Source organism: Pseudomonas sp. H1_D05 (assembly GCF_054682705.1).
Map to the genome: position 1 here is coordinate 4,738,850 of NZ_CP162825.1, position 24,739 is coordinate 4,763,588.

The following is a 24,739-nucleotide window of genomic DNA, read 5'->3' on the forward strand; positions in this document are numbered from 1 at the left end:
AGCGCGTGACAGAAACCCCTTTGGCGGTGTCGACTCCGATGGCCAGCAAACAACAGATTTTGTGGGACGACGGCGAGCGGGTGTTCTCCCGCAAACGAGGACAGGGGGAGAGCGCCAGCGTGCTGATAGTGCGTCCGGCAATCGCTCAGCCTTTGCCCGCAACCCTCGACCGGCTGGCGCATGAATACGGCCTCAAAGACGCTCTGCACAATGAATGGGCGCTGCAACCGCAAGCCCTTGAACGCGCGGGCGGAACCACGCACTTGTTATTCGACGACCCCGGCGGCGAGCCGCTGTCGCGTCTGCTGATCACGCCGCTGGACACTGAAACCTGCCTGTTGCACGCAATCAACATAGCCGTAGCGCTTGGCCGTTTGCACCTGTGTGGGCTGGTGCACAAGGATCTCAAACCGCAGCACATCCTTGTCAACTGCCACGACGGACAAGCCCGGTTGATGGGGTTCGGTCTAGCCTCGCGACTGCCGCGCGAACGTCAGGCCCCCGCGCCGCCAGAAACCATTGCCGGGACCCTGGCCTACATGGCGCCGGAACAAACCGGTCGAATGAATCGTTCGATCGATTCGCGCAGCGATTTGTATGCCTTTGGTGTGACGCTGTACCAGATGCTTACCGGCTCGCTGCCGTTCAACGCCAACGACCCGATGGAGTGGGTGCATTGCCACATTGCGCGGCAACCGATGCCTGCATGCGAACGCGTGGCCACGGTGCCGTTGATGCTCTCGCGGGTAGTCATGAAACTGCTCGCCAAGACCGCCGAAGCGCGCTACCAAACCGCCGCCGGCGTCGAACATGACTTGCGTCGTTGTCTGGACGACTGGCGTCGGGCGCGGCGGATCGATGTGTTCACGTTGAACGAGCAGGGCGCGATCGATCGCTTGCTGATCCCGGAAAAGCTCTACGGTCGTGAACGCGAAGTGCAAACCCTGATCGATGCTTTCGCCCAGGTGGTGCAGGCTCCTTCGCCGAAGCTGGTGCTGGTGTCCGGTTACTCCGGCATTGGTAAATCCTCGGTGGTCAGTGAACTGCACAAAGTGCTGGTGCCGTCGCGGGGATTGTTCGCCGCTGGCAAGTTCGATCAGTACAAGCGCGACATCCCCTATGCGACGCTGGTCCAGGCCTTTCAAGGATTGGTGCGAACGCTGCTGGGCAAGCGTCGCGAGGTGCTCGCTGACTGGCGTGCGGCGTTGTTGCAGGCACTGTCACCGAGTGCACGGTTGATGACCGAGCTGATCCCGGAACTCAAGTTGATTATCGGTGAACCGCCAGCGGTGCCGGAGCTTGAACCGCAGCAGGCGCAGCAGCGCTTCATGGCGGTGTTGCAGCGTTTCATCGGTGTGTTTGCTCGGCCGGAACATCCGTTGACGCTGTTTCTCGATGATCTGCAATGGCTCGACGCAGCGACCCTCGATCTGCTCGAAGATCTGCTGACCCGCTCGGAGCTTGGGCATTTGCTGCTGGTGGGCGCGTACCGCAATAACGAGGTCGATGCCGACCACCCGCTCAGCGGCAAACTCAAAGTGCTGCGTAATGGCGGCGTGCATATCGACGAGATCTGCCTGACCTCGCTGGCCAGCGTGCACATCGAGCAACTGATCGCAGAATCCCTGCGCTGCCCACCCGCGAGCATCGTTGCCCTGGCGCGCCTGGTGCTGGAAAAGACCGGCGGCAATCCGTTTTTCGTCATCCAGTTTCTTCACGCGTTGGCCGAAGAACAGCTGCTGATCTACGACCACCAATTCAACCGTTGGCGCTGGGATCTGGCACTCATCAACGCCAAGGGCTACACCGATAACGTGGTCGATCTGATGGTTGGCAAACTGGCGCGTCTGCCGTTGGACACGCGTCAGGCCCTGCAACAATTGGCCTGCCTGGGCAACGTAGCGCGCATTGATACGCTGGCCACCGTGCTTGACCTGCCGACGGCGCGGGTGCACGCGGCGCTGTGGCCGGCGGTGCGCCAGGAACTGGTGGAGTTTCACGACGGTACTTGTGCGTTTGTCCATGACCGTATCCACGAGGCGGCATACTCACTAACCGCGGAAACCGAACGTGCGCAAACTCATCTGCGTATCGGCCGTTTGCTCGCCCTGCAGACGCCAGCGGAGGGGCGTGAAGACGCGATCTTCGAAATCGTCGGGCAACTCAATCGCGGCGCCAGTCTGATTAGCGCGCGGGCCGAACGCGAACAGCTGGCCGAATTCAACCTGCTCGCAGGTCAGCGTGCCAAGGCTTCGACCGCTTACACCTCAGCATTGAGCTACTTGGGCACGGGTGCGGCGTTGCTCGGCGAGCACGGTGATGACCGTCGCCATGAACTGGGGTTTGCTCTGGAGCTGAACCGCGCCGAGTGCGAATTTCTCACTGGGCAACTGGCACTGGCCGATGCGCGCCTGACTGCCCTGGCCGAGCGCGTCGAGACCACGGTAGAGCGGGCGGCAGTCACCTGTTTGTTGATGGATGTCTGCCTGCTGCTCGACCGCAGTGACCGTGCGGTGAATGTGTGCCTGACGTATTTACGTCAGGTCGGCATCGACTGGACGGCGCATCCGGACGATCAGCAGGTGCGCGCCGAATACCAACAGATCTGGAGGCAACTGGGTGAGCGCAGCATCGAGCAGTTGATCGACCTGCCACTGATGGAGGATCCGGCCACGCTGGTGACACTGGAAGCGTTGAGCAAACTGCTGGCCCCGGCGTTGCAGTCCGATGCGAACCTCGCCTGCCTGACCATATGCAAAGCCGTTAACCTGAGCCTGGAGCACGGTAATTGCGACGCCTCCTGCATGCTCTACGCCAATGTTGTGCGGGTTGCCGGGCGGCGCTTCGGCGATTATGCCAGCGGTTACCGCTTTGGCCGCTTGGGCTGCGATCTGGTCGACCGCCGTGGCCTTGCGCAATACGAAGCGCGTACCTACCTGTGCTTTTCGATCTTCGTGGTGCGCTGGATGCGCCCGGTGCGCGAGTGCCGCGAATTGCTGCGGCGTGCGCTCAGCGCCGGCAACCGCACCGGCGATTTGCCCTATGCAGCCTACGCTGGCAATAGCCTGATTTCCGACTTGCTGTTCATTGGCGAGCCGCTGGCGGAAGTGCAGGTGCAGGCTGAAACGGGTCTGGCTTACTCGCAAAGAATCCGCTTCGGTCTGGTGATCAGTTTCATGAGTTGCCAACGGGCACTGATCCGCATGTTGCGAGGGCAGACCCCGGTGTTTGGCAGTTTCAATGATGAAGAATTCGATGAGACACGCTTTGAGGCGAACCTCGCTGCTCCGGACCTGGCCTTGGCTCGGGGCAAGTACTGGGTGCGCAAGTTGCAGGCGCGTTATCTGGCCGGGGATTACGCAGCGGCCGCCGATTGCGCGGCGCAGGCCCGGGAACTGTTGTGGGTGATCTCCTCGTTTTTTGAAGAGGCCGAATTTCACTTTTACGCAGCGTTAACGTTGGCTGCCCACGGCGATGCCGATACCGACCGATTGCAACGCTTGGGCGAGCACCACGATCAACTGCAAACCTGGGCGCAACAGTGTGCGGAAACCTTCGCCAGTCAGACGGCGCTGGTCGCAGCCGAAATCGCTCGGGTCACCGGGCAGTTGATCGAAGCCGAGATGCTGTACGAGCAAGCGATTCAGTTGGCCAGGGACAACGGCTTTGTGCATGTCGAAGCCTTGGCCAACGAACTCGCAGCGCGGTTCTACAGTGCCCGTGGTCTGAGCAAAATCGCCCGCCTGTACCTGCAAGATGCGCGCTACGGTTACTTGCGCTGGGGGGCTGAGGGCAAGGTGCGGCAACTGGAGCTACAGCACCGCTATCTGCGCAATGAAGATACGGCGCCCGGTCCGACTGCGACCATCGCCACCCCGGTCGAGCATCTGGATCTGGCCACGGTTCTCAAGGTGTCCCAGGCCGTTTCAGGCGAGATCGTGCTGGATCGACTGATCGAAATGGTCATGCGCACCGCTATCGAACAGGCCGGCGCCGAGCATGGCCGGCTGATTCTGACCGAAGGCGAGGCGCCGTATATCGCCGCGAAAACCAGTGTCGGTGACGACAGCGCGCTGCTTTGCCATGAGCCGGTAAGTTCATCGATGCTGGCCGAATCGGTGCTCTACCAGACCCTGCGCACCGGTGAAAACCTGTGTCTGGACGATGCCGTCGCCGATCCGGCATTTGCCGCTGATCTGTACATTCATCAACGCGGCGCTCGCTCGATCCTGTGCATGCCGTTGATGAATCAGGGTCGGATTGCCGGGGCGCTGTACCTGGAGAACAATCTATCTGCGGGTGTGTTCAGTCCGGCGCGCATTGCCGTACTGCGACTGGTGGCTTCGCAGGCGGCGATCTCGCTGGACAACGCGCGGCTGTATCGAGACGTCGCCGAGCGCGAGGCGAGGATTCGCCGGTTGGTCGACGCCAATATCATCGGCATCATCGTCTGGAGTGTCGACGGTGAAATCATTGAGGCCAACGACGCGTTCCTGCGCATGGTCGGTTACGAGCGCGACGATCTGCTGTCAGGCAGGGTGCATTGGCGCGACATGACACCGCCGCCACTGCGCATGAAAAGTGAAGCCGCGCTGGCGACGGCAATCCGCACCGGGCGCGCCCAGCCGTTCGAGAAGGAATACATCCGCAAGGACGGCACTCGCCTGCCGGTGATCGTCGGTCTGGCCGCATTCGAAGCCAGTCAGCAGCAGGGCGTGGCCTTCGTGCTTGACCTGAGCGAACGCAAACAGGCCGAAGAGCAAGTGCGCGAAGGCGAGCGCCGATATCGCCAGGTACAAGCGGAACTGGCCCACGCTAATCGCGTGGCGACCATGGGCCAGTTGGCAGCGTCCATTGCCCATGAAGTCAACCAGCCAATCGCCGCCACCGTGATCAATGCCAACGCGGCGTTGCGCTGGCTCGGCGCGCAACCGCCGAACACCGATGAAGTTGAACAGGGCCTCAGACGCATCATCAACGACGGTAACCGCGCGGCCGACGTGCTCGGACGTATCCGCGCATTGATCCGCAAAACACCGCCGCAACGACATCCGGTGGACCTCAACGCGGTAGTGGGCGAGATGGTCGGGTTTACCCGGGGTGAAGCGGCCCGCTATGGCGCGGCGGTCACCACGCGCCTTGTCAACGATTTGCCTGCCGTGCTGGTTGACCGCGTCGAGCTGCAACAGGTGCTGCTCAATCTGATCATCAACGGTCTGGAGGCCATGGCGGTGATCGAAGAGGGCGAGCGTCGGTTAATCATTGTCAGCGAGTCTGTCGGGAAAGACGTGCGGATTGTCGTAAGCGACTCGGGACCGGGATTTGCCTGCGATCAGGTGGAGGAGGTTTTCACCGCGTTCTACACCACCAAAGTCACCGGGTTGGGGATGGGGTTGTCGATCTGCCGGTCGATCATCGAAGCCCATGGCGGTCACTTGTGGGCGGAGGCGAACGCGCCGTGTGGGGCGCGTGTGGTGTTTACGTTGCCGGGGTGTGCGGGGAGGTGAGGGCGAGATGAGGGTATCTGTCGTCAGATACTGGGTGACTTATCGGTATTCATTGCGACCGATTGGTTTCGATATGTCGATATCAGACACAACCATGACGCAATCAGGCTACTGAGTCATCTGACAGCCCGGGTAAGGTGACGCGTCTTCACATCAAAATAATCCCATCCAGATCATGGGGTTGATAAGAACTGCGGCGGTTGAAGGGGGCTTCTTTCGGGGGGCTCGGAAGGCAACGACAGTGCTCGATTGCCTTGGTCAACTCGCTTGAATGTCGTTCAGCAGAGAATAAAAAAACCAATGATCAGCCCGAACTCAACGGATTCGAGTAGCCAATTGGCGCAGGGCTTCAAGCCTCGTCACGTCACTATGTTGTCCATTGCCGGGATTATCGGCGCCGGATTGTTCGTAGGTTCAGGACATGCCATTGCGGCGGCGGGGCCGGCGGTTCTGCTGGCTTATCTGTTCTCCGGTTTGCTCGTTGTGCTGGTCATGCGCATGCTCGGCGAGATGGCGGTGGCTAACCCCGACACTGGCTCTTTTTCGACCTATGCCGACCAGGCCATCGGACGCTGGGCCGGCTTCACTATCGGCTGGTTGTACTGGTGGTTCTGGGTTCTGGTGATTCCCATCGAAGCGCTCGCCGCCGGCCATGTGCTGAATCAATGGTTTCCGCAGGTCGATGCCTGGCTGTTCGCGTTGGGCTCGATCATTGCGCTGGTGGTGACCAACCTGTTCAGCGTGGCCAAGTACGGCGAATTCGAGTTCTGGTTCGCCATGGCCAAGGTCGTGGCGATCATTGGTTTTATCGGTGTTGGTTTTGCCGTGTTGATGGGCTGGATTCCCGACAGAGAAGTCAGCGGTTTGAGCGGGCTGATGGCCGAGCACGGTGGGTTTGCGCCCAATGGCTTGTCGGCTGTTGTCGGTGCGTTCATCACCATCATGTTCAGCTTTATCGGTACCGAAGCGGTAACCATCGCCGCTGCCGAATCGAATGACCCGTCGCGAAACATTGCCAAGGCCACGCGTTCGGTGATCTGGCGTATCGGCGTGTTTTACCTGCTGTCGATCTTCGTGGTGATCTCCGTGGTGCCCTGGAATGATCCGTTGCTGGCCTCGGTCGGCTCTTATCAGCGCGCTCTGGAAATCATGAACATTCCCCACGCTAAGTTCATGGTCGACGTCGTCGTGCTGATTGCCGTGGCCAGTTGCATGAACTCCTCGATCTACATTGCTTCGCGGATGCTGTACTCGCTGGGCCGGCGTGGCGATGCGCCGAAAGCGCTGAAGGCGACCTCTTCCGAAGGTGTGCCGCGCGCAGCGGTTATCGCCAGCACCGTGCTCGGTGCGTCGATCACTGTGTGGAGCTACTTCATGCCTGCCGGGCTGTTTGAATTCCTACTGGCCAGCTCCGGAGCGATTGCCCTGTTGGTGTACCTCGCCATCGCGGTGTCGCAGTTGCGCATGCGGCGGATATTGCAACAGCGCAACGTCGAGCTGACCTTCCGCATGTGGCTGTTCCCCTGGTTGACGTGGCTGGTGATCGTATTCATCTGCGCCGCGCTGGCGGTGATGATGATCACCCCGCAACACCGCACTGAAGTCACGACAACCATTGGCCTGGCGCTGGCGATTTCCTTCATTGGCCTGTTGACGTCGCGTCATCCCGCGCCGACGGCGAGGGTCACGTCGGTGGGGTAGGCGGTTGCGCCGAACCTGATACTCCCTCCACGTATGTCGGAGGGAATGGCAGACGCCTGCGTCGCGACCGATTTTTATGAGGCCATGATGTCATCGACCCCATCCGTAGCCGACGGTGCAACCCAATCTGTCGGGTTTCTGCTGTTGGACAAATTTACCCTGATGTCATTGGCGTCCGCCGTCGAGCCCTTGCGCATGGCCAATCAACTGACGGGGCGAACGCTGTATCGCTGGCATACCTTCAGCCCCAATGGCGGGGCGGTCTGGGCCAGTGATGGCGTGCCGATCACCCCGGATGGGTCGTGGAGCAATCCCTCCGTGGCGGACACGGTTATCGTCTGCGGTGGCGTCGGCATCCAGAGCGCAATTACCCGCGAGCACACGACGTGGCTGCAAGCCCTGGCGCGACAGTCCAAGCGCTTGGGCGGGGTGTGCACCGGTAGCTGGGCGCTCGCCAAAGCCGGGTTGCTCGACGGCTACGAGTGCAGCGTGCACTGGGAATTTCTGGCGGCGATGCAGGAAGCTTTTCCGCGCGTCAATGTCAGCACCAGTCTGTTTACCCTCGACCGCAACCGCTTCACCAGCTCCGGCGGCACCGCGCCGCTGGACATGATGCTGCACCTGATTGCGCGCGATCATGGTCGTGAACTGGCCACCGCCATCTCCGAGATGTTCGTCTACGAACGCATCCGCAATGAGCAGGATCACCAACGCGTACCGCTCAAGCATGTGGTCGGCACGCATCAGCCCAAGTTGCAAGAAGTGGTGGCGTTGATGGAGGCCAATCTTGAGGAGCCGATCGACCTGGATAACCTGGCCGAATACGTCGACCTGTCACGTCGACAGCTGGAGCGGCTGTTTCAGAAATACCTGCAATGCACGCCGTCGCGCTACTACTTGAGGTTGCGGCTGATTCGGGCGCGACAGCTGCTCAAACAGACGTCCTTGTCGATCGTTGAGCTGGCGTACGTGTGCGGGTTCGTCTCAACACCGCATTTCTCCAAATGCTACCGCGAGCATTTTGGCGTGCCGCCGAGTGATGAGCGCTCCGGCTCCGAGATGAGTCGCAAACCGGTAGCGCAGCCGTCAACAATTAAGCCGCTGACGACGCTTGACCAAGCGCGCAACGAATCGACGTTTGCCAGTGTTCGAATGATGGAACGTGGCGATCTGGCGTCCACGGGATGATCGGTCGGTCCTGCTTCGACAGTTGATCACTGGAGATTCCGCATCCGTATAGTTCTTGCCCCATCAGACGATTGCTAATAAACCCTCCCATTAAGGTCAATGAAGCCGGTGAGTCACCGGCACCAGGAGGGACCATGGACGCCATCGCAATTCCCGAAGGTTTCACCGCGTTTACCCGCAGCAGCCCGTTGCTTGATTTGCTGGGCCCGATCTACGCGAGGGGCAGCGGGCTGCAACTGGAACTGGGTTTGTTAACCGACTCACGCCATGCCAATGGCCGTGGCACCTTGCATGGCGGCGTATTGGCGACGTTGGCCGATGTCGGGATGGGTTACGCCATGGCGTTTTCCAGCGACCCTCCACAGCCATTGATCACGGCGAGCATGACCCTGGATTATCTCGGCGCCGTGCAGATGAACGAGTGGCTGGAAGTGCGTTTGGAGTATTCGAAAAAAGGCCGGCAACTGGCGTTTGCTGCTGTCAGTTTGCATGTTGGGGAGCGCACGGTGGCGCGGGCCAGTGCGGTGTTTGCGGTGCCAATGGGTTGAAAATGTGTGTTCATCAAGCGGTGGATCATCGATGGACTGCGTCTTGGGCAATAGCGGGTGAGTGTTTGCATGTCTTGGATGAGGCGATATCCGCTCACGAACGACTGCTGTCGGCCAGTGGACGCTCTCTAAACTACCGCCCGGGCGTTGCGATATTCGAATCGACCTTTTTCCCCATGCTGATGCGCGGTTCGGTCGAGTAGCCAAGAGATTCGTAGAAGGTTTTAACGCTTTCATTGGTGTTGACGATTTGCAAATTGATTTTCATGCAGCCGCGCAAGGTCAAGGCGCGCTCAGCATGATTAACGAGTTGTGCGCCCAAACCCTTTCTGCGATGTGCAGGGTGCACAGCAACTGAATATAACCAACCACGATGACCGTCATATCCCGCGAGAACGGTGCCTATTACTTCATTTCCGGACAGCGCGACAAAGAAGAGGCCGTCCTTGACGGCCAGCTTCTTATCGATAGCCAGGCTCGGCGTGTTGTGCGCGGTTTCGTAACCGAAAACGGTTTCCCATAGCGCCATGACAGGCATTCGATGGTGTTCGTTTGAGTAATCGGCAATAACATCCATGGAGCAGCCTCTTAGTTAAAGAGCGACCCTAACTCCCTGTAAAGGTCTGTGTCCACTGGACGACTGCTGCCGATTGCAGTCTCCGCTGCCGACCAATCGCGAACGCTTAATTCAGATTTTCAGATCCTCCTGATGCTATTGCCAGGATTGCGCCATATGCGCCTTCCTCAGGGACATAGGAAACAAATCTTTCACTGTCATCTTTTTGCACCCAAAGGCGTCCACAGTTCTGGCACTCGTAGGCACTCGACATTCGGCGAATGTAGAGGCTGGATATCCGGTCTTGTAGCTTGTCAGCAGCGCTGAACCAGGGTGAAAACTCGCCAAATGCATCGGCGATCGCAGCCTTGTCTCCGGACTCCGCAGCCTCTACCAGGGGTTTGAGTTCACGGTGCACCTCATCCCAAAATTCATTTTCTACCTCGTCGCGAAGCAGGCTCGCCTTATAGGGCAAGCCGTCGGTCTGATCGGTAATCACATGGCCACATGTGCAACCCAATTTACTCATTTTCGGTTCATCAACCTGATGTTCGATCACTCATTAAATGGCGGACAACTCTTTGTTACAACTCCTAATTGATCGTCCGCTTCTGGCCGATAGCAGTCACCCACAAGCTACTGCTTCCAACCAGCCCCACACCCTCAAGCCTGATCCATCGTCGCCGATCACCAAGGGCTGGAAACAACCAATACTGGCCACTCGATTCCGCTAGGTTCATCTGGAAGTAGACGGTGATACGAGTTGCTGAGTGCCAAAAAGATCAGCTCACTCGTAGGAAAAGTCCTACATTTCCGTCGGAAAAGCCTGAATTTTTGCCGCTAAATTTCCTGTTCAAATTTCTCCTCAGTGACTTTCGAGCGCCGGCTTGTTTAAGCCTGTCCTGAAAAAAATCAATGAATGAGAGATTTATGAACAGCATCTACCGAACTATATGGAATCGCACGTGCACCTATTTTACGGTGCCGTCGGAGTCGGCGTCTGGCGTATTAAAATCGCGAAACAGCGTTGCGCGCTTAACTTCAAGAGCCCCGGCTTTTCCCTTGAGCACGTTGTCTGCCAGCTTGTTGTTGGCCTTTTCCAGCATGGGGCACGCCACTGGTGTGCTCGTCGACGGTACGATCTATAACGGTACCGGGAAAATGGTGACATCAGGTGACAACAACCCTGCATTGCGGGTTATGAATGTCGGTGATGCGACTTGGAGCAACGGTATTCTCAGCACTTCAGGCACTGGCTTGGGCGCTGTGCTGGTAGAAACCAGCTCCACGCTGAACTTGATCGGCATGACCGTGAATTCCCTCATGGCCAATACGCCTGGGTTGGTGGCGTCTGGTGGCTCTAAGGTAAACCTTCAAAACACCGAGGTCGCTACGCTGGGCAACAGCGTCGCGTTGGATATCAAAGAAGCAAGCCAGCTAAGTGGTAACAATGTGCAGATCAATAGCACAGGTTCGGGCCTGCTCGTGACGAATGCGACGGCTGATGTCAGCAATCTCGATATCGTTACCCTCGGAGCCAACGGGTATGGAATTGCAACAACGGGGACCAGCAACGTCAACGTTCGCGGAGGCTCCATTAAAACCACCAATAGCAGGGGCTATGGAATATACGCCACCGCAGGCGGGACGGTGTCGGCGGACAATATTGCGATCAGTACTTCGGGGGACAACAGTCGTGGAGCGCTGGCCTCAGGAGAGGGTGCTCACATAAGTCTGGACGGCGGCAGCATAACCACTACCGGATCAGGGTACGCCTATGGTGCTCAGGCATCCCAAGGGGCGACCGTTGATGTCAAGAACATGGACATCAACTCTAACGCCGAAGCCGTATTTGCTGATGTTGGAGGGACGGTGAATGTTGAGTCGTCAAACCTGCACTCAACGGCCACTGCCATCTCGGCCAAACAGGGAGGTGTGGTCAATGCGAACAATGTGAAGATCACCAGCGACGGATCAGGACCTATGCTCCGGGCATCTGCAGGCTCAACCCTCAACTTGACTAACAGTGAAGTGGATTTAGGGGAACACGGCCTCTGGAGCAGCAAAATCGATGGCGGGAAAGCAACGTTCGATAATGTCCGCATCCACGGTGAGCACGGCGGCATCGGTCTCTACTCTGCATCTGGGGGTACTGTCATCGGTAAGAATGTCGATATCGCTCTCAATGGTAATGGCAGCTACGGTGTCTATGTAGGCACGGACGTCGGTTCATCGTTGAGCCTCGAAGACTCACGTGTTGTGGTCAATGGCACGACCGCTGTCGGGATCACCGCTCTGACATCCGGCCAGCATAGCGTTCATCTCAAAAACAGCCTGGTCAGCTCTAATGACTATGCCATCAAGGGAGGGGTTCTCGCCGGTGTTGATGTGACCGCTGACGGTTCAACGATTGAAGGCAACATCTTGATGGGCTCCCGTAGCGTGGAGACTAGCGGCAAGAAAATCGAACGTATGACACTGGCCGCCACCAATGGGTCGCGACTGAAAGGCGACGTGTCGATCGATCATGATCACACGCTAGACAGCAGCATCAACCTTGAAAATGGTTCGACCTGGCAAGGTGCAGCGCAATGGCTGGATAAACTGGGTGTAAACAGTGGAAGCGCCTGGACAATGACTGGCGACTCTTCGTTGGGTGCTCTTTCGTTGAACGACGGCCGTGTCAATTTCGACCACGCCAACGGCTTGTTCAAAACGCTGACGGTGGGCAATTTGAGGGGCAATGGCAGCTTCTTGCTCAACACTGACCTGGCAACGCTGCAAGGCGACTTGCTCAAGGTTGAAGGACAAGTTGACGGGGAGCACACGCTGATCGTTGCCGATTCCGGCCACCAGGCCCAAGGTGGTGCACTGATGCTGGTGGATACCAACGGCGGCGCGGGCAAGTTCGATTTGTACGGCGGCAAAGTCGACGTGGGTGCCTTCCGTTATGGCCTCGAACAGCGTGGCGATGACTGGTACCTGGCTGGTACTGCACAGGATGCGGGCGGTGGCGAGGAGCCAGTGGGTGATACCGCTGGCGGTGCCGGAGACATCGTTGCGCCCATTGAACCCATTATCAGCAATCCTCAACCAGAGAACCTGAGTAAGGGCGCGAACGCTGCCATCGCTCAACAGGCGGCGGCCACGGGACTCATCGGTGCGCAGATGAATGCCTTGACCAAACGACTGGGCGAGTTGCGTATGGGCAATGATGAGGGCGGTCTGTGGACACGTGGCTTCGGCAAGGAGCAGCGCATCGATACAGGTTCCAGCCGTGCCTTTGAGCAGCAGGTCAACGGTTTCGAGATTGGCGCCGACAAGGCCATTCCTTTCTACAACGGCAAGCTGTACCTCGGCGGTATGGCCGGACAAGGTGAGGCTCGTCAGAACTTCGGCGAAGGCAGCAAAGGCCACATCGACAGCGCCATGCTCGGCACCTATGCAACCTACATCGACCAAAACGGCGTGTACGTTGACAGCGTGCTGAAATACACCCATTTGGACAACAAGGTCGACATCACCAGCAATATGGGCCAGAAGGTCGACGGTAAATACAAGAATCACGCAATTGCGGCGAGCGTAGAAGTTGGCAAGCAAATCGATCTTGGACAAGGCTGGTTCGTCGAACCACAACTGGAAGTGCAAGCATTCCGCGTGGGCAGTGGCGACTACACCGCAAGCAATGGCTTGAAAGTCGAACAGGACGCCGTTACTTCTGTTCAGAGCCGAGTTGGCAGCCTGTTCGGTCGTAACATGAAGCTGGATAACGGTATGACTGTGCAGCCATACGCCAAAGCATCGTGGATTACCGAACATGCCGGTGACAGCCATGTGAGCGTCAACGACGTAAGTCTGGACAGCAAATTGCCAGGTTCGCGGGCCGAAATCGGTGGCGGGGCGATCCTGCAAACCGCCGAGAAGCACAAGTTTTTCATCGACGCGGAATACACCAAGGGCGATGGCATAGAACAGCCTTATTCGGTGAACCTCGGCTACCGCTACGCTTGGTAAAAGCCTCTCCTGAAGGCAGTTTCAGATAAACCGAACAGGACCCGGATCTTTGAATTCGGGTCTTGTTCGTTTGTATTTTTGTTGATGACAATCGGCAGGTTCATTTCGTTATCTCAAACAAGAAACGATTCCTTCCCAGGAAAGTAAGCGCACCTGAGGCAATTGGGGCAAATGACTAATATGCAATTGACGTTTTTGTTGGCCATTGGACGTTTAGACCACTTTCCGATAATGGACGACAGCAGTCGCTCACAAGCGACTGCTCCCCACTCAGCCCCACACCCTCAAGCCTGATCCATCGCCGTCGCCACACCCTGATCCTCACCGAGAAACCCACCACTCTGATGCTGCCAGAGCCGCGCATAAATACCGTTTCTGCTCAGCAACTCAGTGTGCGTCCCTTGCTCGATAATCCGCCCCTCATCCATGACAATCAGTCGATCCATCGCCGCAATCGTCGACAACCGATGGGCAATAGCGATCACGGTCTTACCCTGCATCATTTCATCAAGGCTTTCCTGGATGGCGACTTCGACTTCCGAGTCCAGCGCACTGGTGGCTTCGTCGAGCAGCAGGATCGGCGCGTTCTTCAGCATCACTCGGGCGATGGCGATGCGTTGGCGCTGGCCGCCGGAGAGTTTGATGCCGCGCTCGCCAACCAGCGTGTCGTAGCCGCTGTGGCCTTGCTTGTCGCTCAGTTGGCTGATGAAGCCGTCGGCCTGCGCATTGGCGGCGGCGCGGCGGATATCTTCGTCGGTGGCGTCCGGGCGGCCGTAGGCGATGTTGTCGCGAATCGAGCGGTGCAGCAGCGATGTGTCTTGGGTGACCATGCCGATGGCGCTGCGCAGACTGTCTTGCGTCACGTGCGCGATGTTCTGGCCGTCGATGCGGATCTCACCGCTGTCGACATCATAGAAGCGCAGCAGCAGATTGATCAGCGTCGATTTGCCCGCACCGGAGCGGCCGACCAGGCCGATTTTCTCGCCAGCGCGGATGCTCAGGCTCAAGTTGTCGAGGACCTGACGTTCACCGTTGTAGTTGAAGTTCACCTTGTCGAACGTCACCGCGCCGCCCGCCGGCACCAGCACGCCGGCGTTCGGTGCGTCCTGCACTTTGGGGCCACGGGTGAGGGTGGCCATGCCGTCTTGCACGGTGCCGATGTTTTCGAACAGCGACGTCATCTGCCACATGATCCAGTGCGACATGCCGTTGATGCGCAGCGCCATGGCGGTGATCGCCGCCACTGCACCGGTCCCGACCTGGCCCAGATGCCACAGCCACAGGGCATAGCCGCCGGCACCGATAATCAGCCCGACCACCAGCGCCTGATTGACGATCTCGAACTGGCTGACCAGACGCATCTGGCGGAACCCGGTGAGTTTGAAATCCTCCATCGCCGCGCGTGCGAAGTGCGCTTCACGCTTGGAGTGCGAGAACAGTTTTACCGTGGTGATGTTGGTGTAGGCGTCGGCAATCCGCCCGGTCATCGACGATCGCGCATCAGCCTGCTCCTGACCGACCTGGCCCAGACGCGGCACAAAGTACACCATGGCCAGCCCGAACAACGCGACCCAGATAATGAACGGCAGCATCAGTTTCAGGGCAAAACCGCCGGCCAGGGCGATGATCGCAATGAAGTAAACGCCGATGCCCGGTGCAATTTCGATGAGGGTGAACAACACTTCACGCACGGCCAGTGCGGTCTGCATGACCTTGGTCGTGACCCGCCCGGAGAACTCATCCGAAAAGAACGAAAGGCTTTGCCGCAGCATCAGCCGATGGAAGTCCCAGCGCAGCCGCAACGGCAGATTGATCGCCAGGATCTGGTGCTGAACCATGGTGCGCAGCGCCACCAGACCGATGCTGATAAACAGCACAATACCGATGCCCCACAGCACGCGACTTTCCTGCGCGTTGACTCCACCGCCGGCCTGCCACGTCGAGAGCAGATCGACGACCTGGCCGAGAAAGGAAAACAGCCAGGCTTCGTAGATCGACACGCCGGCACTGAGCAGCGCCAGCGCGAGGATATAACCGCGTGCACCGCGCGTGCAGGCCCACAGGAACCGCATCAGGCCGACGGGCGGAGGCGGTGCTTCGTCGGGAGGAAATGGGTCGAGCCGTTGTTCAAACACGCGCAGCATTGTGGTCTCCGAAATCATCAGGGTCAGGGGATTCTGCCATTGAATGGCGGACTTGAGGGTTTGCATGTCACCGACTTGTCCCCACCCAGTGTTATCGCCCCGGGACACTGCGGCGGAGAACCCCACGGATTCCGGGGGCATGCCGATCAGCTAAGCTGTCTGCTCAGACGACTTGAGCAGCGCGCGATGCAGCGAACAAATCCGGTTTCATGTTGGGAGTCGATGGACAAAGGAAATGTTTAATTTCTTTTTGACGTTTTTGTTCGTGTTGATCCCCACGGCGTCGCTTTCGCTCGACAGTTATCTTCGCTACCGAGTGGCAAAAAACCAACCGGTGAGCAAGGCGTGGAAGGGCTGCAATCATTTGCTCTCCATCCTGTTGCTCATGCAGTTGCTGGGTTTGGCGCTGTACTTTTTCTACATCGCCTGAGCGCGGCGGTTGTCGGCCTTCCAGGGAGAGGAAACCTATGCCTGAAAACCGACACCTATCGTTGTGCAAGCACTTCCCGCCTGACCTGCAACGCAAGCACAGCAAAGCCTTTGCCAGTGCCGCGCTCGGAAGCCGAATAGTTCTGATGCGCCGAGACATCCTCCCATTGGCTTACGAACTCTACGTGTAGATGATCACTGTCGGTGTCAATTTGAAACGCTATGAACCGTTCCGCTTGATCGAGGATCAAGCCATACAGGCGTGGCATTCCGGGAAAGTCGACTTCAAGATCAAGTACGACGGTTTCTGACCAATCAACACCTTGGCGCTCGCCGAAACGTGTCAAGGCCTCGGGAATATTGGTATCACGCCAGAATCGAGCGGTTTCCTTCAGGCGATGGGCAGTCACCGTATTCTGTTCCTGCACATTGAGTTGCCGCTTCTTGAGCAGACGATCTATTTCCATATTGCGCCCCCAGTATTGCTCACGCCCAAAAGCTCCCTTTTTGGATTCGTCGCTGATGCCAGCGTCCGGTGTAGCGACTAACGCGCCCCTGCGAACGTGGAGTCCATGGCCGAGCGGTCATAGTCAAGCAGGTATTGATTGTGCCGCTCGTACAGTTGCGAAAGCAGCGGTGCATTAGGGCCGACGACATCCATGCCTCTGTCGTCGTAGGGAAAAACCATGACCTGTTTCGGCAGATTGAACAGATACACATCACAGTGGGGATTGGGCTCAATAGCGCCAAAATCTTTAGTCAACGCGCACCAGAGAAATGCTTGAAGGCTTGTGATCGGCGCTTCGAACGCGATGTTGATCCAGTACTCAGGCTCTTCTTCGCAATACCATTCTTCGACATCTATCTCCTCGCTCCAGATTGAGCGTTCAGGAGGAATATCAATGCCGGCAGATCGAAATGCCCGAATCGCGGCCCGATGAGTAAAGCCATGGTTGCCTGAGTGAGTGCGCAGACACGCCACAAACGTTGCCGCGTCAGAAAAGATATCGCTGCAGATCGTTGTCGATTTTCGTAGGGCGGTCAGGAACTGCTCAATGATCCCACCCGTTTCGGAGAGCTCGAAGCGCAGACCTCCGGGGCAGGAATAGAAAAGAGGTCGGGCAAAGGCTTTGCCTTGAAAAGTCCTCTCGATTTCATCTCGTAGGTTCACGTTATCCCTTCGTATTCATTAGCCTGTCTCCTCAACCAAGGAGTTGCGGACAGATCTTACTTTAACCCCGACTCTAGAGCTAAGTCGGTGGACTCAATGAGACGGTGCCGCTGCTGGCGTTTGTGGCGAACCAACGGCCTCGACGCGCGCCGAAATCCATTTCCGGCTGTAGGCCAGCACGCCTTGAGCGATTGCCGTGGGGAAGTGAATGAAACCGTGAGGCGAGGAGGGCAGCATGTACATTTCGACCGGGGCCGCTTGCGCCCAACGTTTGGCGATGTCGAGTGTGTCGTCGCGTAGCGGATCGAGTTCACCGGCAAACAGCAGCGCGGGCGGGAGGCCGCTGAAGTCGCCGTACAGCGGAGACAGCGATGGCTGACGGCGCTGCTCGTCGGTCAGTTCGGGTGTGAGCAAGCGCAACGCCTCGACCATGCCGGGGCCGTCCAGCACCAGCGTGTCGGCAGGCGCGCTGCGCACACTTGGCGTGCCGGTCAGGTCGTAGACGCCGTAGTACAGCAGTGCGCCGCTAATTCTTTGCAGCAGATCGGGCCATTGTTTCAGCGCCAACAGGGTCGCCGCCGCCAGATGACCGCCCGCCGATTCACCGACCACCACGACGGGCAGACCGGCAAATTCGGCATCACTCAATACTCCGCGAGTAGCGTTGAGGCAGTCCTCCAGCAGACCTTCAAGCGGCGTCGAGACCGCTAATCGATAATCGACCGAGACCACCGTCACCTGGCAGCTGTCGACGATGGCCGCGTTGAAGTTGTCGTCCATCTGCGCATTGCCGATCACCCAGCCGCCACCGTGAAAATCCAGCACCACGCCTTTCGCCGGGCCCTTGGGGCGGATGATCCGCACGGGCACTTTATCGATCAGTCGGCGCTCAGCTGTCAGGCCAAATTTGCGCAACACGCCGGAGCCGCCGATCTGGCTGACACGCAACAGCGCATGAATCAAACGCGGCGTCAGGCGATTGCGGATCTTGAAACGCGGCAGCCAAGCGAGTTTACGGTTGAAGGCGCGCACCTGCGCCAACTCGCGCTCGCCCTGCGGCCACGGTGTTTCGGTACCCCAATTGGCACTGGTCATCAGCGGTTCTTGATCAGGATGGAAAAATTCAACGCCGCCGCCACGCACAGCCACGCCAGATAAGGAAACAGGATCAAGCCAGTGATCAGGTCCAGTTGTATCGCCAGCACCACCATCGCCGCGACCACCAGCCACAACACGGTGAGAATCACCATCGCCGCCAGCACCTGATGCGCGCCGAAGAACACCGGCGTCCACAGCGTGTTCAGCGCAATCTGCGCCGCCCACAACGCCAGCACGGTCTGGCTGCCGGGGATCAGGCTCAAGCGGTAACCGGCCCAGGCCAGCAGCAGATAGATAATCGTCCAGGCCACCGGGAACGCCCAATTGGGCGGGGTGAAACCGGGTTTGTTCAGCCCTTCGTACCACGGCCCTGGTTTGAACATCACGCCGGTGGTTGCCGCCGCAGCGCAGGCCAGAAGAAAAATGAAAAAGGTCATCGCCAGTCCTTGGCTGAAATCAGCCGGTTGGGGGTTTAAGAAAGGGACGCCTCGGCAAGGAAAAAGTTTGCCATGAATTCCAGATTGGTCAGAGAGGCGATTCAATTTGAACTAAAAACTGACCATCGAGTCAGGATAATCAGTGCCTTTTCCTACTGACGTGGATGACATCATGTACACCTATCACATCAAATATCTATTCAACGGCGAGCCTCGGACTTTTCTGCTTGAACTCAAGGAGCAGCAGTTGGCCAAGCACGAGGCCGCGATGCATTTGCTGGAACTGCATCTGGGCGATGCGGAAAACGGCTTGATCATGCCTACAGCGGATTCAACGCCCGAGCAGATTCTTGAACATGCCGAGCGAGTAGGGATTACGGACATTGAGGTTGTCAGCCAGACCAATTGAAGCAGGCTGACGGCAAACCCATCGCGCCACCGAAGATGGGTTTGCCCGCGTGTTTATGCGCGCTTAAACCGGCATCGCTGCTTCCTGCGCATCGTGCTCCACTTGCGCGCACTCTCGATAGAACCGTAAAAACTCCTCCGCCGGCATCGCCTTGGCAAAAAGCCAACCCTGCCCAAACTGCACACCCTGACGGCGCAAGTAATCGCGCTGCGCTTCGGTCTCGATACCTTCAGCAACGATCTGCAAACGTAAACTCTTGGCCATTTCGATGATGTGGCCGGTCACGGTGCCGGTCGCGGCATCCTGATCGATATTGTCGACAAACGACTTGTCGATCTTCAGCACGTCCAGCGGCAGTTGCTGCAAATGCTGCAGGCTGGAAAACCCGGTGCCGAAATCATCGATAGCCGCCAGATAACCCAGCTCACGGGCGCGATTGACGGTGGCGCGGGCAGCATCAATCTCAACGAAGCCGCGCTCGGTGGCCTCCAGCCAGATCTGCTTTTGTTGCACGTCGGCGCGGCGTAACGCAGCGTCGAGTATCGGCAGAAAGCGGCCACTGCTGACGTCTTTCGCCGCCAGGTTGATTGCCACGTGCAGACTGCGTTCCTTGACCAGCAGCGGACCGAGGTCACGCATCACATTGTCGATGACCTGATCGGTGATCGGCAGAACTCAAACCGCTGCGCTCGGCCAGCGGAATAAACGCATCGGGGCACACCCGCGAGCCATCCGGATGCTGCCAGCGCACCAGTGCCTCAGCGCCAACGCAGGCACCGTCGCTGAGGCGGATGATCGGTTGATAGTGAACAACGAACTCGCGATTGCGCACCGCCAGTTGCAGTTCCGCCAGCGGCGACAGACGTTGCCGGGTGCGGCGCACGATCAGCAACACCAGCACGCCGGCGAGCAAACCACCGATGGGCAACAGCAGTAACTCCCGGCGGATCAAGCCTTGCATCAGCTCATGGCGCGACAGCGCGGCGATGGCGACCCAGTCGCCGCTGTGCACGAGGGTGTAGAGATAGCCGTCGTCGAGCCCCGAGTGCGGACCGGAATGCACGCGAGCAAGAAAGTGTTCCGCGCCTGGGCGCGAGGCGCTGACCAGTTGCCCGGCAGCGGTGCCGACGGCCAGGTGCAGATCCTCATCGAGCGTTACATGCAGGAACTGCTGGGGATCGACCAGCACGTTGAACGCCGCATACTGCAGCGCCATCATCGGTTTCGCCGCAACGATGCGCGACTGCACGTCGAGTGAAACGCGCACGCCGTCCGATGTGGTGAAATCCTCGCGCCATGGCGTCGCGTGCTGCCCGACAGGTCCCCAGGAACCACAGGCGTAAATCTCTTCTTCGACGTAGCCGATCGACTTCACCGAGAGGGTGTTGATGGTCAGCAGACGCATCTCGTCGATGCTTTCCGGGGTGCACGGCGCTAGACGCGATCCAGCGATGGATTTCAGTGCACCGGCCGCTTCACTGAAAGTCCCGTGGGCGCGACTAGAGGCGACGGAAGCGAGGGTTTCCAGGCGTTGCTGCGCAGCCGCCAGATTCAACATCCAGGCGACGTAACCCATCAAAAGGAGCGGAAGCAAGACACACGGAAGGCCCAGGAGAATGCTCCCCCAGACAATGCGTTTTTTGTTCATTTAGCGCCACCTTGGCCACAAGGCCTGTGACGTGCGCACAGCACGGCTTTTTCAGCCCATTCAGAATACCGCCGCCGGGATCGGCGGATATTGTTGTAGATCAACTATTCCAATGCCGGCCTTCAATCCCTGTGGCTTGCTCCCACAGGTTTGTGGCAAACCACAGATCTTTAGTAGCCCAAAGAACCCTGTAGGAGTGAGCCTGCTCGCGATCGCGGTCTATCTGCCACATCATTGCTAAATGACCCACCGCTATCGCGAGCAGGCTCACTCCTACAAAATTTGTGTCAAATCCAGGATATCCAGCAATCCCGAACTCCTACTGTTTTTGTGTGAAAACCGAGATATCCAGCATCCCGAAGAACCCAGTGGGAGCGAGCTTGCTCGCGAAGGGGCCCTGTCAGCCAATATCACCTTAGCTGACCCTCCGCATTCGCGAGCAAGCTCGCTCCCACAGGGTCGCCGCTCAAACTCCACCATCCGACCCGATGGACAATTCACGCACCCCACGGCCCATTCGCGCAGGCATTTTCGCGCTACGCGAATTTGTCATATTTCGTGTCAGTTCAGTGCAGATAGTAGGCAGCCCAACGCTAACCGAAATGAGGCTGCACTGTGTTTCAACGTCTTCTGTGTTCGCTGTCCGTACTGAGCCTTTCCATCGCCGCCGCCCATGCTGCCGAGTCTGTGCCGCTCGACACGCCGCGCCTTCAGGGCATGGACAATTTCCGTGATGTCGCTGGCACCACCACCGCGTATTCCACCGCACACGATGGCACGATGCGCGCTGGCGTGTTCTACCGCGCCAACGCGGTAACTCCGACGGCCTCCGACCTGGCGATCCTCAACAGCCTCGGCATCAAAGCCGTCTACGACCTGCGTACCCCCAGCGAAATCGCCGCCACCCCCGACACCATGATCAGCGGCGCAACCTGGCAGAACATCGACATCATCGGCAGCACCACCTCCGGCTCGAACATTACTAACATCTCCTTCAAAAGCGCCGCCGACGCCATCGCCATGATGGAGCAGACCAACCGCGCTTTCGTCAGTGACGCCGGCATGCGCGGCCAGTTCGGCAAGCTGTTCAATGAACTCGCCAGCGTCGATGCCGCGCAACTGTTCCACTGCACCGCCGGCAAGGATCGCACCGGCTGGACCGCCGCTGTGTTGCAGAGCATTGCCGGCGTCGACAACGCGACCATCATGGCCAATTACCTCGCCACCAACGACTACACCGCCGCCCGCGTCGCCGCCACGCTCAAAGCGCTGCCGCCGAGCATGGCCGCCATTTACGAGCCGCTGCTCGGCGTGCAGGCCAGCTACCTGCAGGCCGGCCTCGACGAAGTCACCGCGCAATACGGCAGCATGGACAACTACCTCAAACAAGGCCTCGGCCTGTCGCAGGAAACCATCTATGTGCTGCGCGGCAAACTGGTCGAATACAACAGCCTGCCGGGTCAGGCCGGGCTGATCGGCAACGCCGCCGCTGGCGCCGAACTGCTCAGGCAATTGCAGAACACCAACCTGTCCGGCACCTACAGCGCCTACAACTACTACCTGCAATCCGCCATCGACGCCGGCACCCTTGGCGGTGTCGAATCGCAGGTCGGCGGCCAGGTGCACGCCGATGCCGCCAGCTACCTGCTGCGGCAAAACGCGATGATCGAACAAGCCGCCGCGCCATTCGCCAGCGGCACTGACCTCAAGGTCGGCCAATATCGCCTCTGGACCACCGCGCTCGCCGGCTACCTCGGCACCGACGGCTCGGCCCACGCCGAAAGCAGCAACGAACACAGCCAAGGCCTGATGGTCGGCATCACCCAGCGCTTCAGCGAACAGCTCAGCGCACGTGGCGGCTTTGGCTACAGCAAAGGCACGGTTGGCGGCGCGGGTGGCGAAGCCGACACCGACTTCACCTTCCTCAACATCGGCGCCCGCTACGGCTTCACCAGCCTCGAACAAGGCCTGTTCCTCGACGCCAACGCCAGCGCCGGCTACATCGACTACGACAGCAAACGCGACCTCGGCGGCGGCCTCGGCACCGCGAAAGGCAACAGCCACGGCAACCTCACTGGCGCCACCGTCGCCCTCGGCTACCGCGCCCCGGTCAACGGCATGATCTTCGAGCCAAGTCTGGGCTTCCGAGTCAGCCACCTCGATCTCAACGGCTTCAAAGAGAAGGGCAGCGAACTGTCCCTCGACGTCGACGACAACAGCGCCACCCGCCGCAGCGCCGTCGCCAACCTCAACGTCGGCTTCGCACCAGTGGCGATGGGCGCATGGCAACTGGTGCCGGGCGTGCAAGTGGGTTACGAACGCACACTGGGCGACAACCAGGTCGACAGCCAAAGCCACCTGCTGGGCCTCGACATCGAACAACGCGCCGCGTTTGATAATCGCGACCAGTTCAGCGGCGGTGTGAATGTGATGGCCAGCCTCGGCGCCCTGAGCCTGGGTGCAGAAATCGGCGCCAATGGCGGCGGCGACAGCCACGGCTTCAACGGCGGTCTAAAAGCCAGCTATGCCTTCTAAAAGACACACGGGATCAAGGATGACCCCAATCCAACAAACACCCCAAAGCCCAATGTGGAGCGAGCCTGCTCGCGAAAGCGCCAGACCAGTCAACATCAACATCGACTGACCCACCGCCTTCGCGAGCAAGCTCGCTCCCACAGTTAGCTTTCCAGCTTATGAACCGATCAACCCTGTCCACGCAATCCAACTGCCAGTTTAGTGACGACCCAAATCCAGAAAACAACCCAAAACCAATGTGGGAGCGAGCTTGCTCGCGAAAGCGCCAGACCAGTCAACATCAACATCGACTGACCCACCGCCTTCGCGAGCAAGCTCGCTCCCACAGTCAGCTTTCCAACTTATGAACCGATCAATTCCGCCCGCGCAAATCCGCCGGACTCACCCCAAAAGCCCTCTGAAAATACTGACAAAACCGCCCCACATTACTAAACCCGAACCGCAACGCCACCTCCGTCACCGACCCCGAACCCCGCCGCTTCAAAACCTCATAAGCCCGCTCCAGCCGCACCTGCCGCTGATACGCCACAATCGACATCCCGACAAACCGCCGAAATCCCTCCTGCAACGCGCGCTGACTGACATGGCTCAAGCGCGCCAGATCCACGCCACTGACCAATTGCTCCGGATGCGCCTGAATAAACTCCACCGCCAACTTCACATGCCGTGGCGCAACCATCGGCGTCGGCCGCTGCAATGCCTCGGAAAAATTATGCGGCCACGCCTCCAGCACCGCATCAATCAACATCTCGCGCAACCGCGACGGCATCAACGTCCCGCTGTTGAGCAGCAGATCAAACTCCGCCCCCGTCGCCAGATCAATCAACGCCCGAATCCCCTGAAACGCTGCAGTGTTCAGATCCACGCTGGGTGCAAAAACGATCTTCTGCAGAATCGGTTTATCCAACAGCATCGACAACCGCTCGGTGAGTTGATGACGATTGATCGACATGCCGTGATGCGCATGATCATCAACAAAGCGCATCGAACGAATATCGGCCTTATCAACCGCCAGACCCACATGCGTCACACCGATGGACTCGGTCGCGTGGTTGAAGACAATCTTGCCCGCCGTGGGGATCACAAACGTGATCTCATCCTGCGGATCGGGAAACGAAACACTGAAATCGCCGTGGTAATGCATGCGCCGGAAACTGACGCCATCGTGCCGCCCGTAAACCCCGCCGATAATGATGTTCGACGGCAGCGGCGGGGAGTCGGAATATCGGTTGCCGAAGAATCGGGAGAACAACGCGCCGAAGTCGTCGGAACGGAGATTGTCGGAGCGCAGAATGATTTGCTGGCGAACGGGAGTCGGAAACACCTTGGCGGCACCTTCGGTTGGGGGCTCTAG

At 58.8% G+C, this 24,739-nt stretch carries 18 protein-coding genes; 8 read left to right on the top strand and 10 right to left on the bottom strand.

Features of this window, described 5'->3' with window-relative positions:
- The first annotated feature begins 38 nt into the window (after positions 1–38).
- The 4 genes from AB4O11_RS21440 to AB4O11_RS21455 all read left to right on the top strand — a co-directional run bounded on the left by AB4O11_RS21440 (position 39) and on the right by AB4O11_RS21455 (position 8,944).
- Positions 39–5,507: a trifunctional serine/threonine-protein kinase/ATP-binding protein/sensor histidine kinase gene (locus tag AB4O11_RS21440; RefSeq protein WP_460128414.1), complete on the top strand. Its 5,469-nt coding sequence runs from the start codon at positions 39–41 to the stop codon at positions 5,505–5,507.
- Positions 5,508–5,807: 300 nt separating this feature from the next.
- On the top strand, positions 5,808–7,208 hold the full coding sequence (gabP, locus tag AB4O11_RS21445) for a GABA permease (RefSeq protein WP_093433314.1): 1,401 nt from the start codon (positions 5,808–5,810) through the stop codon (positions 7,206–7,208).
- An 87-nt stretch (positions 7,209–7,295) separates the two neighbouring features.
- Positions 7,296–8,396, top strand: coding sequence for a choline metabolism transcriptional regulator GbdR (gene gbdR / locus AB4O11_RS21450; protein WP_460128417.1), 1,101 nt, complete (start codon positions 7,296–7,298; stop codon positions 8,394–8,396).
- Between the two features lie 134 nt (positions 8,397–8,530).
- Positions 8,531–8,944, top strand: a complete 414-nt coding sequence (locus tag AB4O11_RS21455) for a PaaI family thioesterase (RefSeq protein ID WP_095049916.1) — start codon at positions 8,531–8,533, stop codon at positions 8,942–8,944.
- Between the two features lie 133 nt (positions 8,945–9,077).
- On the opposite strand, the gene AB4O11_RS21460 is transcribed toward AB4O11_RS21455, so the two are convergent.
- Both AB4O11_RS21460 and AB4O11_RS21465 read right to left on the bottom strand, forming a co-directional pair.
- A complete protein-coding gene (locus AB4O11_RS21460; protein WP_186624211.1) occupies positions 9,078–9,521 on the bottom strand; it encodes a GNAT family acetyltransferase in 444 nt (147 codons plus the stop codon).
- A 106-nt stretch (positions 9,522–9,627) separates the two neighbouring features.
- Positions 9,628–10,029 carry a hypothetical protein gene (locus tag AB4O11_RS21465; RefSeq protein WP_460090723.1) on the bottom strand — a complete coding sequence of 134 codons (402 nt, stop codon included), beginning with the start codon at positions 10,027–10,029 and terminating at the stop codon, positions 9,628–9,630.
- Positions 10,030–10,430: 401 nt separating this feature from the next.
- Here AB4O11_RS21465 and AB4O11_RS21470 point away from each other — a divergent pair, with 401 nt between their 5' ends.
- Positions 10,431–13,514, top strand: a complete 3,084-nt coding sequence (locus tag AB4O11_RS21470) for an autotransporter outer membrane beta-barrel domain-containing protein (protein WP_460128420.1) — start codon at positions 10,431–10,433, stop codon at positions 13,512–13,514.
- Positions 13,515–13,798: 284 nt separating this feature from the next.
- Here the strand turns inward: AB4O11_RS21470 and AB4O11_RS21475 are convergent, their stop codons facing one another.
- Entirely contained in the window at positions 13,799–15,658 is a 1,860-nt protein-coding gene (locus AB4O11_RS21475) for an ABC transporter ATP-binding protein (protein WP_116255724.1), read from the bottom strand.
- 235 nt (positions 15,659–15,893) lie between these two features.
- Between AB4O11_RS21475 and AB4O11_RS21480 the strand changes: the two genes are divergently transcribed.
- The gene (locus AB4O11_RS21480; protein WP_095049919.1) at positions 15,894–16,088 is read left to right on the top strand and encodes a hypothetical protein; all 195 of its coding nucleotides are present in this window, start codon (positions 15,894–15,896) and stop codon (positions 16,086–16,088) included.
- A 55-nt stretch (positions 16,089–16,143) separates the two neighbouring features.
- On the opposite strand, the gene AB4O11_RS21485 is transcribed toward AB4O11_RS21480, so the two are convergent.
- From AB4O11_RS21485 to tspO, 4 genes are all read right to left on the bottom strand, one after another.
- Positions 16,144–16,554, bottom strand: coding sequence for a hypothetical protein (locus AB4O11_RS21485; protein ID WP_095049920.1), 411 nt, complete (start codon positions 16,552–16,554; stop codon positions 16,144–16,146).
- 77 nt (positions 16,555–16,631) lie between these two features.
- Entirely contained in the window at positions 16,632–17,258 is a 627-nt protein-coding gene (locus tag AB4O11_RS21490; RefSeq protein WP_414925870.1) for a DUF3885 domain-containing protein, read from the bottom strand.
- Positions 17,259–17,351: 93 nt separating this feature from the next.
- Positions 17,352–18,353, bottom strand: coding sequence for an alpha/beta hydrolase (locus AB4O11_RS21495; RefSeq protein WP_460128422.1), 1,002 nt, complete (start codon positions 18,351–18,353; stop codon positions 17,352–17,354).
- The gene (tspO, locus tag AB4O11_RS21500) at positions 18,353–18,793 is read right to left on the bottom strand and encodes a tryptophan-rich sensory protein TspO (RefSeq protein WP_007916213.1); all 441 of its coding nucleotides are present in this window, start codon (positions 18,791–18,793) and stop codon (positions 18,353–18,355) included. The genes AB4O11_RS21495 and tspO overlap by 1 nt, the downstream gene beginning before the upstream one ends.
- 142 nt (positions 18,794–18,935) lie before the next feature.
- Between tspO and AB4O11_RS21505 the strand changes: the two genes are divergently transcribed.
- Complete coding sequence (locus tag AB4O11_RS21505) at positions 18,936–19,202, top strand: hypothetical protein (RefSeq protein ID WP_093433290.1); 267 nt, start codon at positions 18,936–18,938, stop codon at positions 19,200–19,202.
- Positions 19,203–19,265: 63 nt separating this feature from the next.
- On the opposite strand, the gene AB4O11_RS21510 is transcribed toward AB4O11_RS21505, so the two are convergent.
- Positions 19,266–19,841 carry an EAL domain-containing protein gene (locus AB4O11_RS21510; RefSeq protein WP_460128426.1) on the bottom strand — a complete coding sequence of 192 codons (576 nt, stop codon included), beginning with the start codon at positions 19,839–19,841 and terminating at the stop codon, positions 19,266–19,268.
- Positions 19,834–20,850, bottom strand: a complete 1,017-nt coding sequence (locus AB4O11_RS21515; protein WP_460128428.1) for a CSS-motif domain-containing protein — start codon at positions 20,848–20,850, stop codon at positions 19,834–19,836. The genes AB4O11_RS21510 and AB4O11_RS21515 overlap by 8 nt, the downstream gene beginning before the upstream one ends.
- A 615-nt stretch (positions 20,851–21,465) precedes the next feature.
- Between AB4O11_RS21515 and AB4O11_RS21520 the strand changes: the two genes are divergently transcribed.
- Complete coding sequence (locus AB4O11_RS21520) at positions 21,466–23,385, top strand: tyrosine-protein phosphatase (protein WP_460128430.1); 1,920 nt, start codon at positions 21,466–21,468, stop codon at positions 23,383–23,385.
- A 352-nt stretch (positions 23,386–23,737) separates the two neighbouring features.
- On the opposite strand, the gene AB4O11_RS21525 is transcribed toward AB4O11_RS21520, so the two are convergent.
- Positions 23,738–24,709 (bottom strand): helix-turn-helix transcriptional regulator, encoded by a 972-nt coding sequence (locus AB4O11_RS21525; protein ID WP_460128432.1) that lies wholly within the window; start codon positions 24,707–24,709, stop codon positions 23,738–23,740.
- Positions 24,710–24,739: the final 30 nt, after the last annotated feature.

Bases quoted from the DNA above. Each gene is read 5' to 3' on its own strand.
- AB4O11_RS21440 (WP_460128414.1), top strand. From the start codon at position 39: ATGGCCAGCAAACAACAGATTTTGTGGGACGACGGCGAGCGGGTGTTC.
- gabP (WP_093433314.1), top strand. From the start codon at position 5,808: ATGATCAGCCCGAACTCAACGGATTCGAGTAGCCAATTGGCGCAGGGC.
- gbdR (WP_460128417.1), top strand. From the start codon at position 7,296: ATGTCATCGACCCCATCCGTAGCCGACGGTGCAACCCAATCTGTCGGG.
- AB4O11_RS21455 (WP_095049916.1), top strand. From the start codon at position 8,531: ATGGACGCCATCGCAATTCCCGAAGGTTTCACCGCGTTTACCCGCAGC.
- AB4O11_RS21460 (WP_186624211.1), bottom strand. From the start codon at position 9,521: ATGGATGTTATTGCCGATTACTCAAACGAACACCATCGAATGCCTGTC.
- AB4O11_RS21465 (WP_460090723.1), bottom strand. From the start codon at position 10,029: ATGAGTAAATTGGGTTGCACATGTGGCCATGTGATTACCGATCAGACC.
- AB4O11_RS21470 (WP_460128420.1), top strand. From the start codon at position 10,431: ATGAACAGCATCTACCGAACTATATGGAATCGCACGTGCACCTATTTT.
- AB4O11_RS21475 (WP_116255724.1), bottom strand. From the start codon at position 15,658: ATGCTGCGCGTGTTTGAACAACGGCTCGACCCATTTCCTCCCGACGAA.
- AB4O11_RS21480 (WP_095049919.1), top strand. From the start codon at position 15,894: ATGTTTAATTTCTTTTTGACGTTTTTGTTCGTGTTGATCCCCACGGCG.
- AB4O11_RS21485 (WP_095049920.1), bottom strand. From the start codon at position 16,554: ATGGAAATAGATCGTCTGCTCAAGAAGCGGCAACTCAATGTGCAGGAA.
- AB4O11_RS21495 (WP_460128422.1), bottom strand. From the start codon at position 18,353: ATGACCAGTGCCAATTGGGGTACCGAAACACCGTGGCCGCAGGGCGAG.
- tspO (WP_007916213.1), bottom strand. From the start codon at position 18,793: ATGACCTTTTTCATTTTTCTTCTGGCCTGCGCTGCGGCGGCAACCACC.
- AB4O11_RS21510 (WP_460128426.1), bottom strand. From the start codon at position 19,841: ATGCGTGACCTCGGTCCGCTGCTGGTCAAGGAACGCAGTCTGCACGTG.
- AB4O11_RS21515 (WP_460128428.1), bottom strand. From the start codon at position 20,850: ATGAACAAAAAACGCATTGTCTGGGGGAGCATTCTCCTGGGCCTTCCG.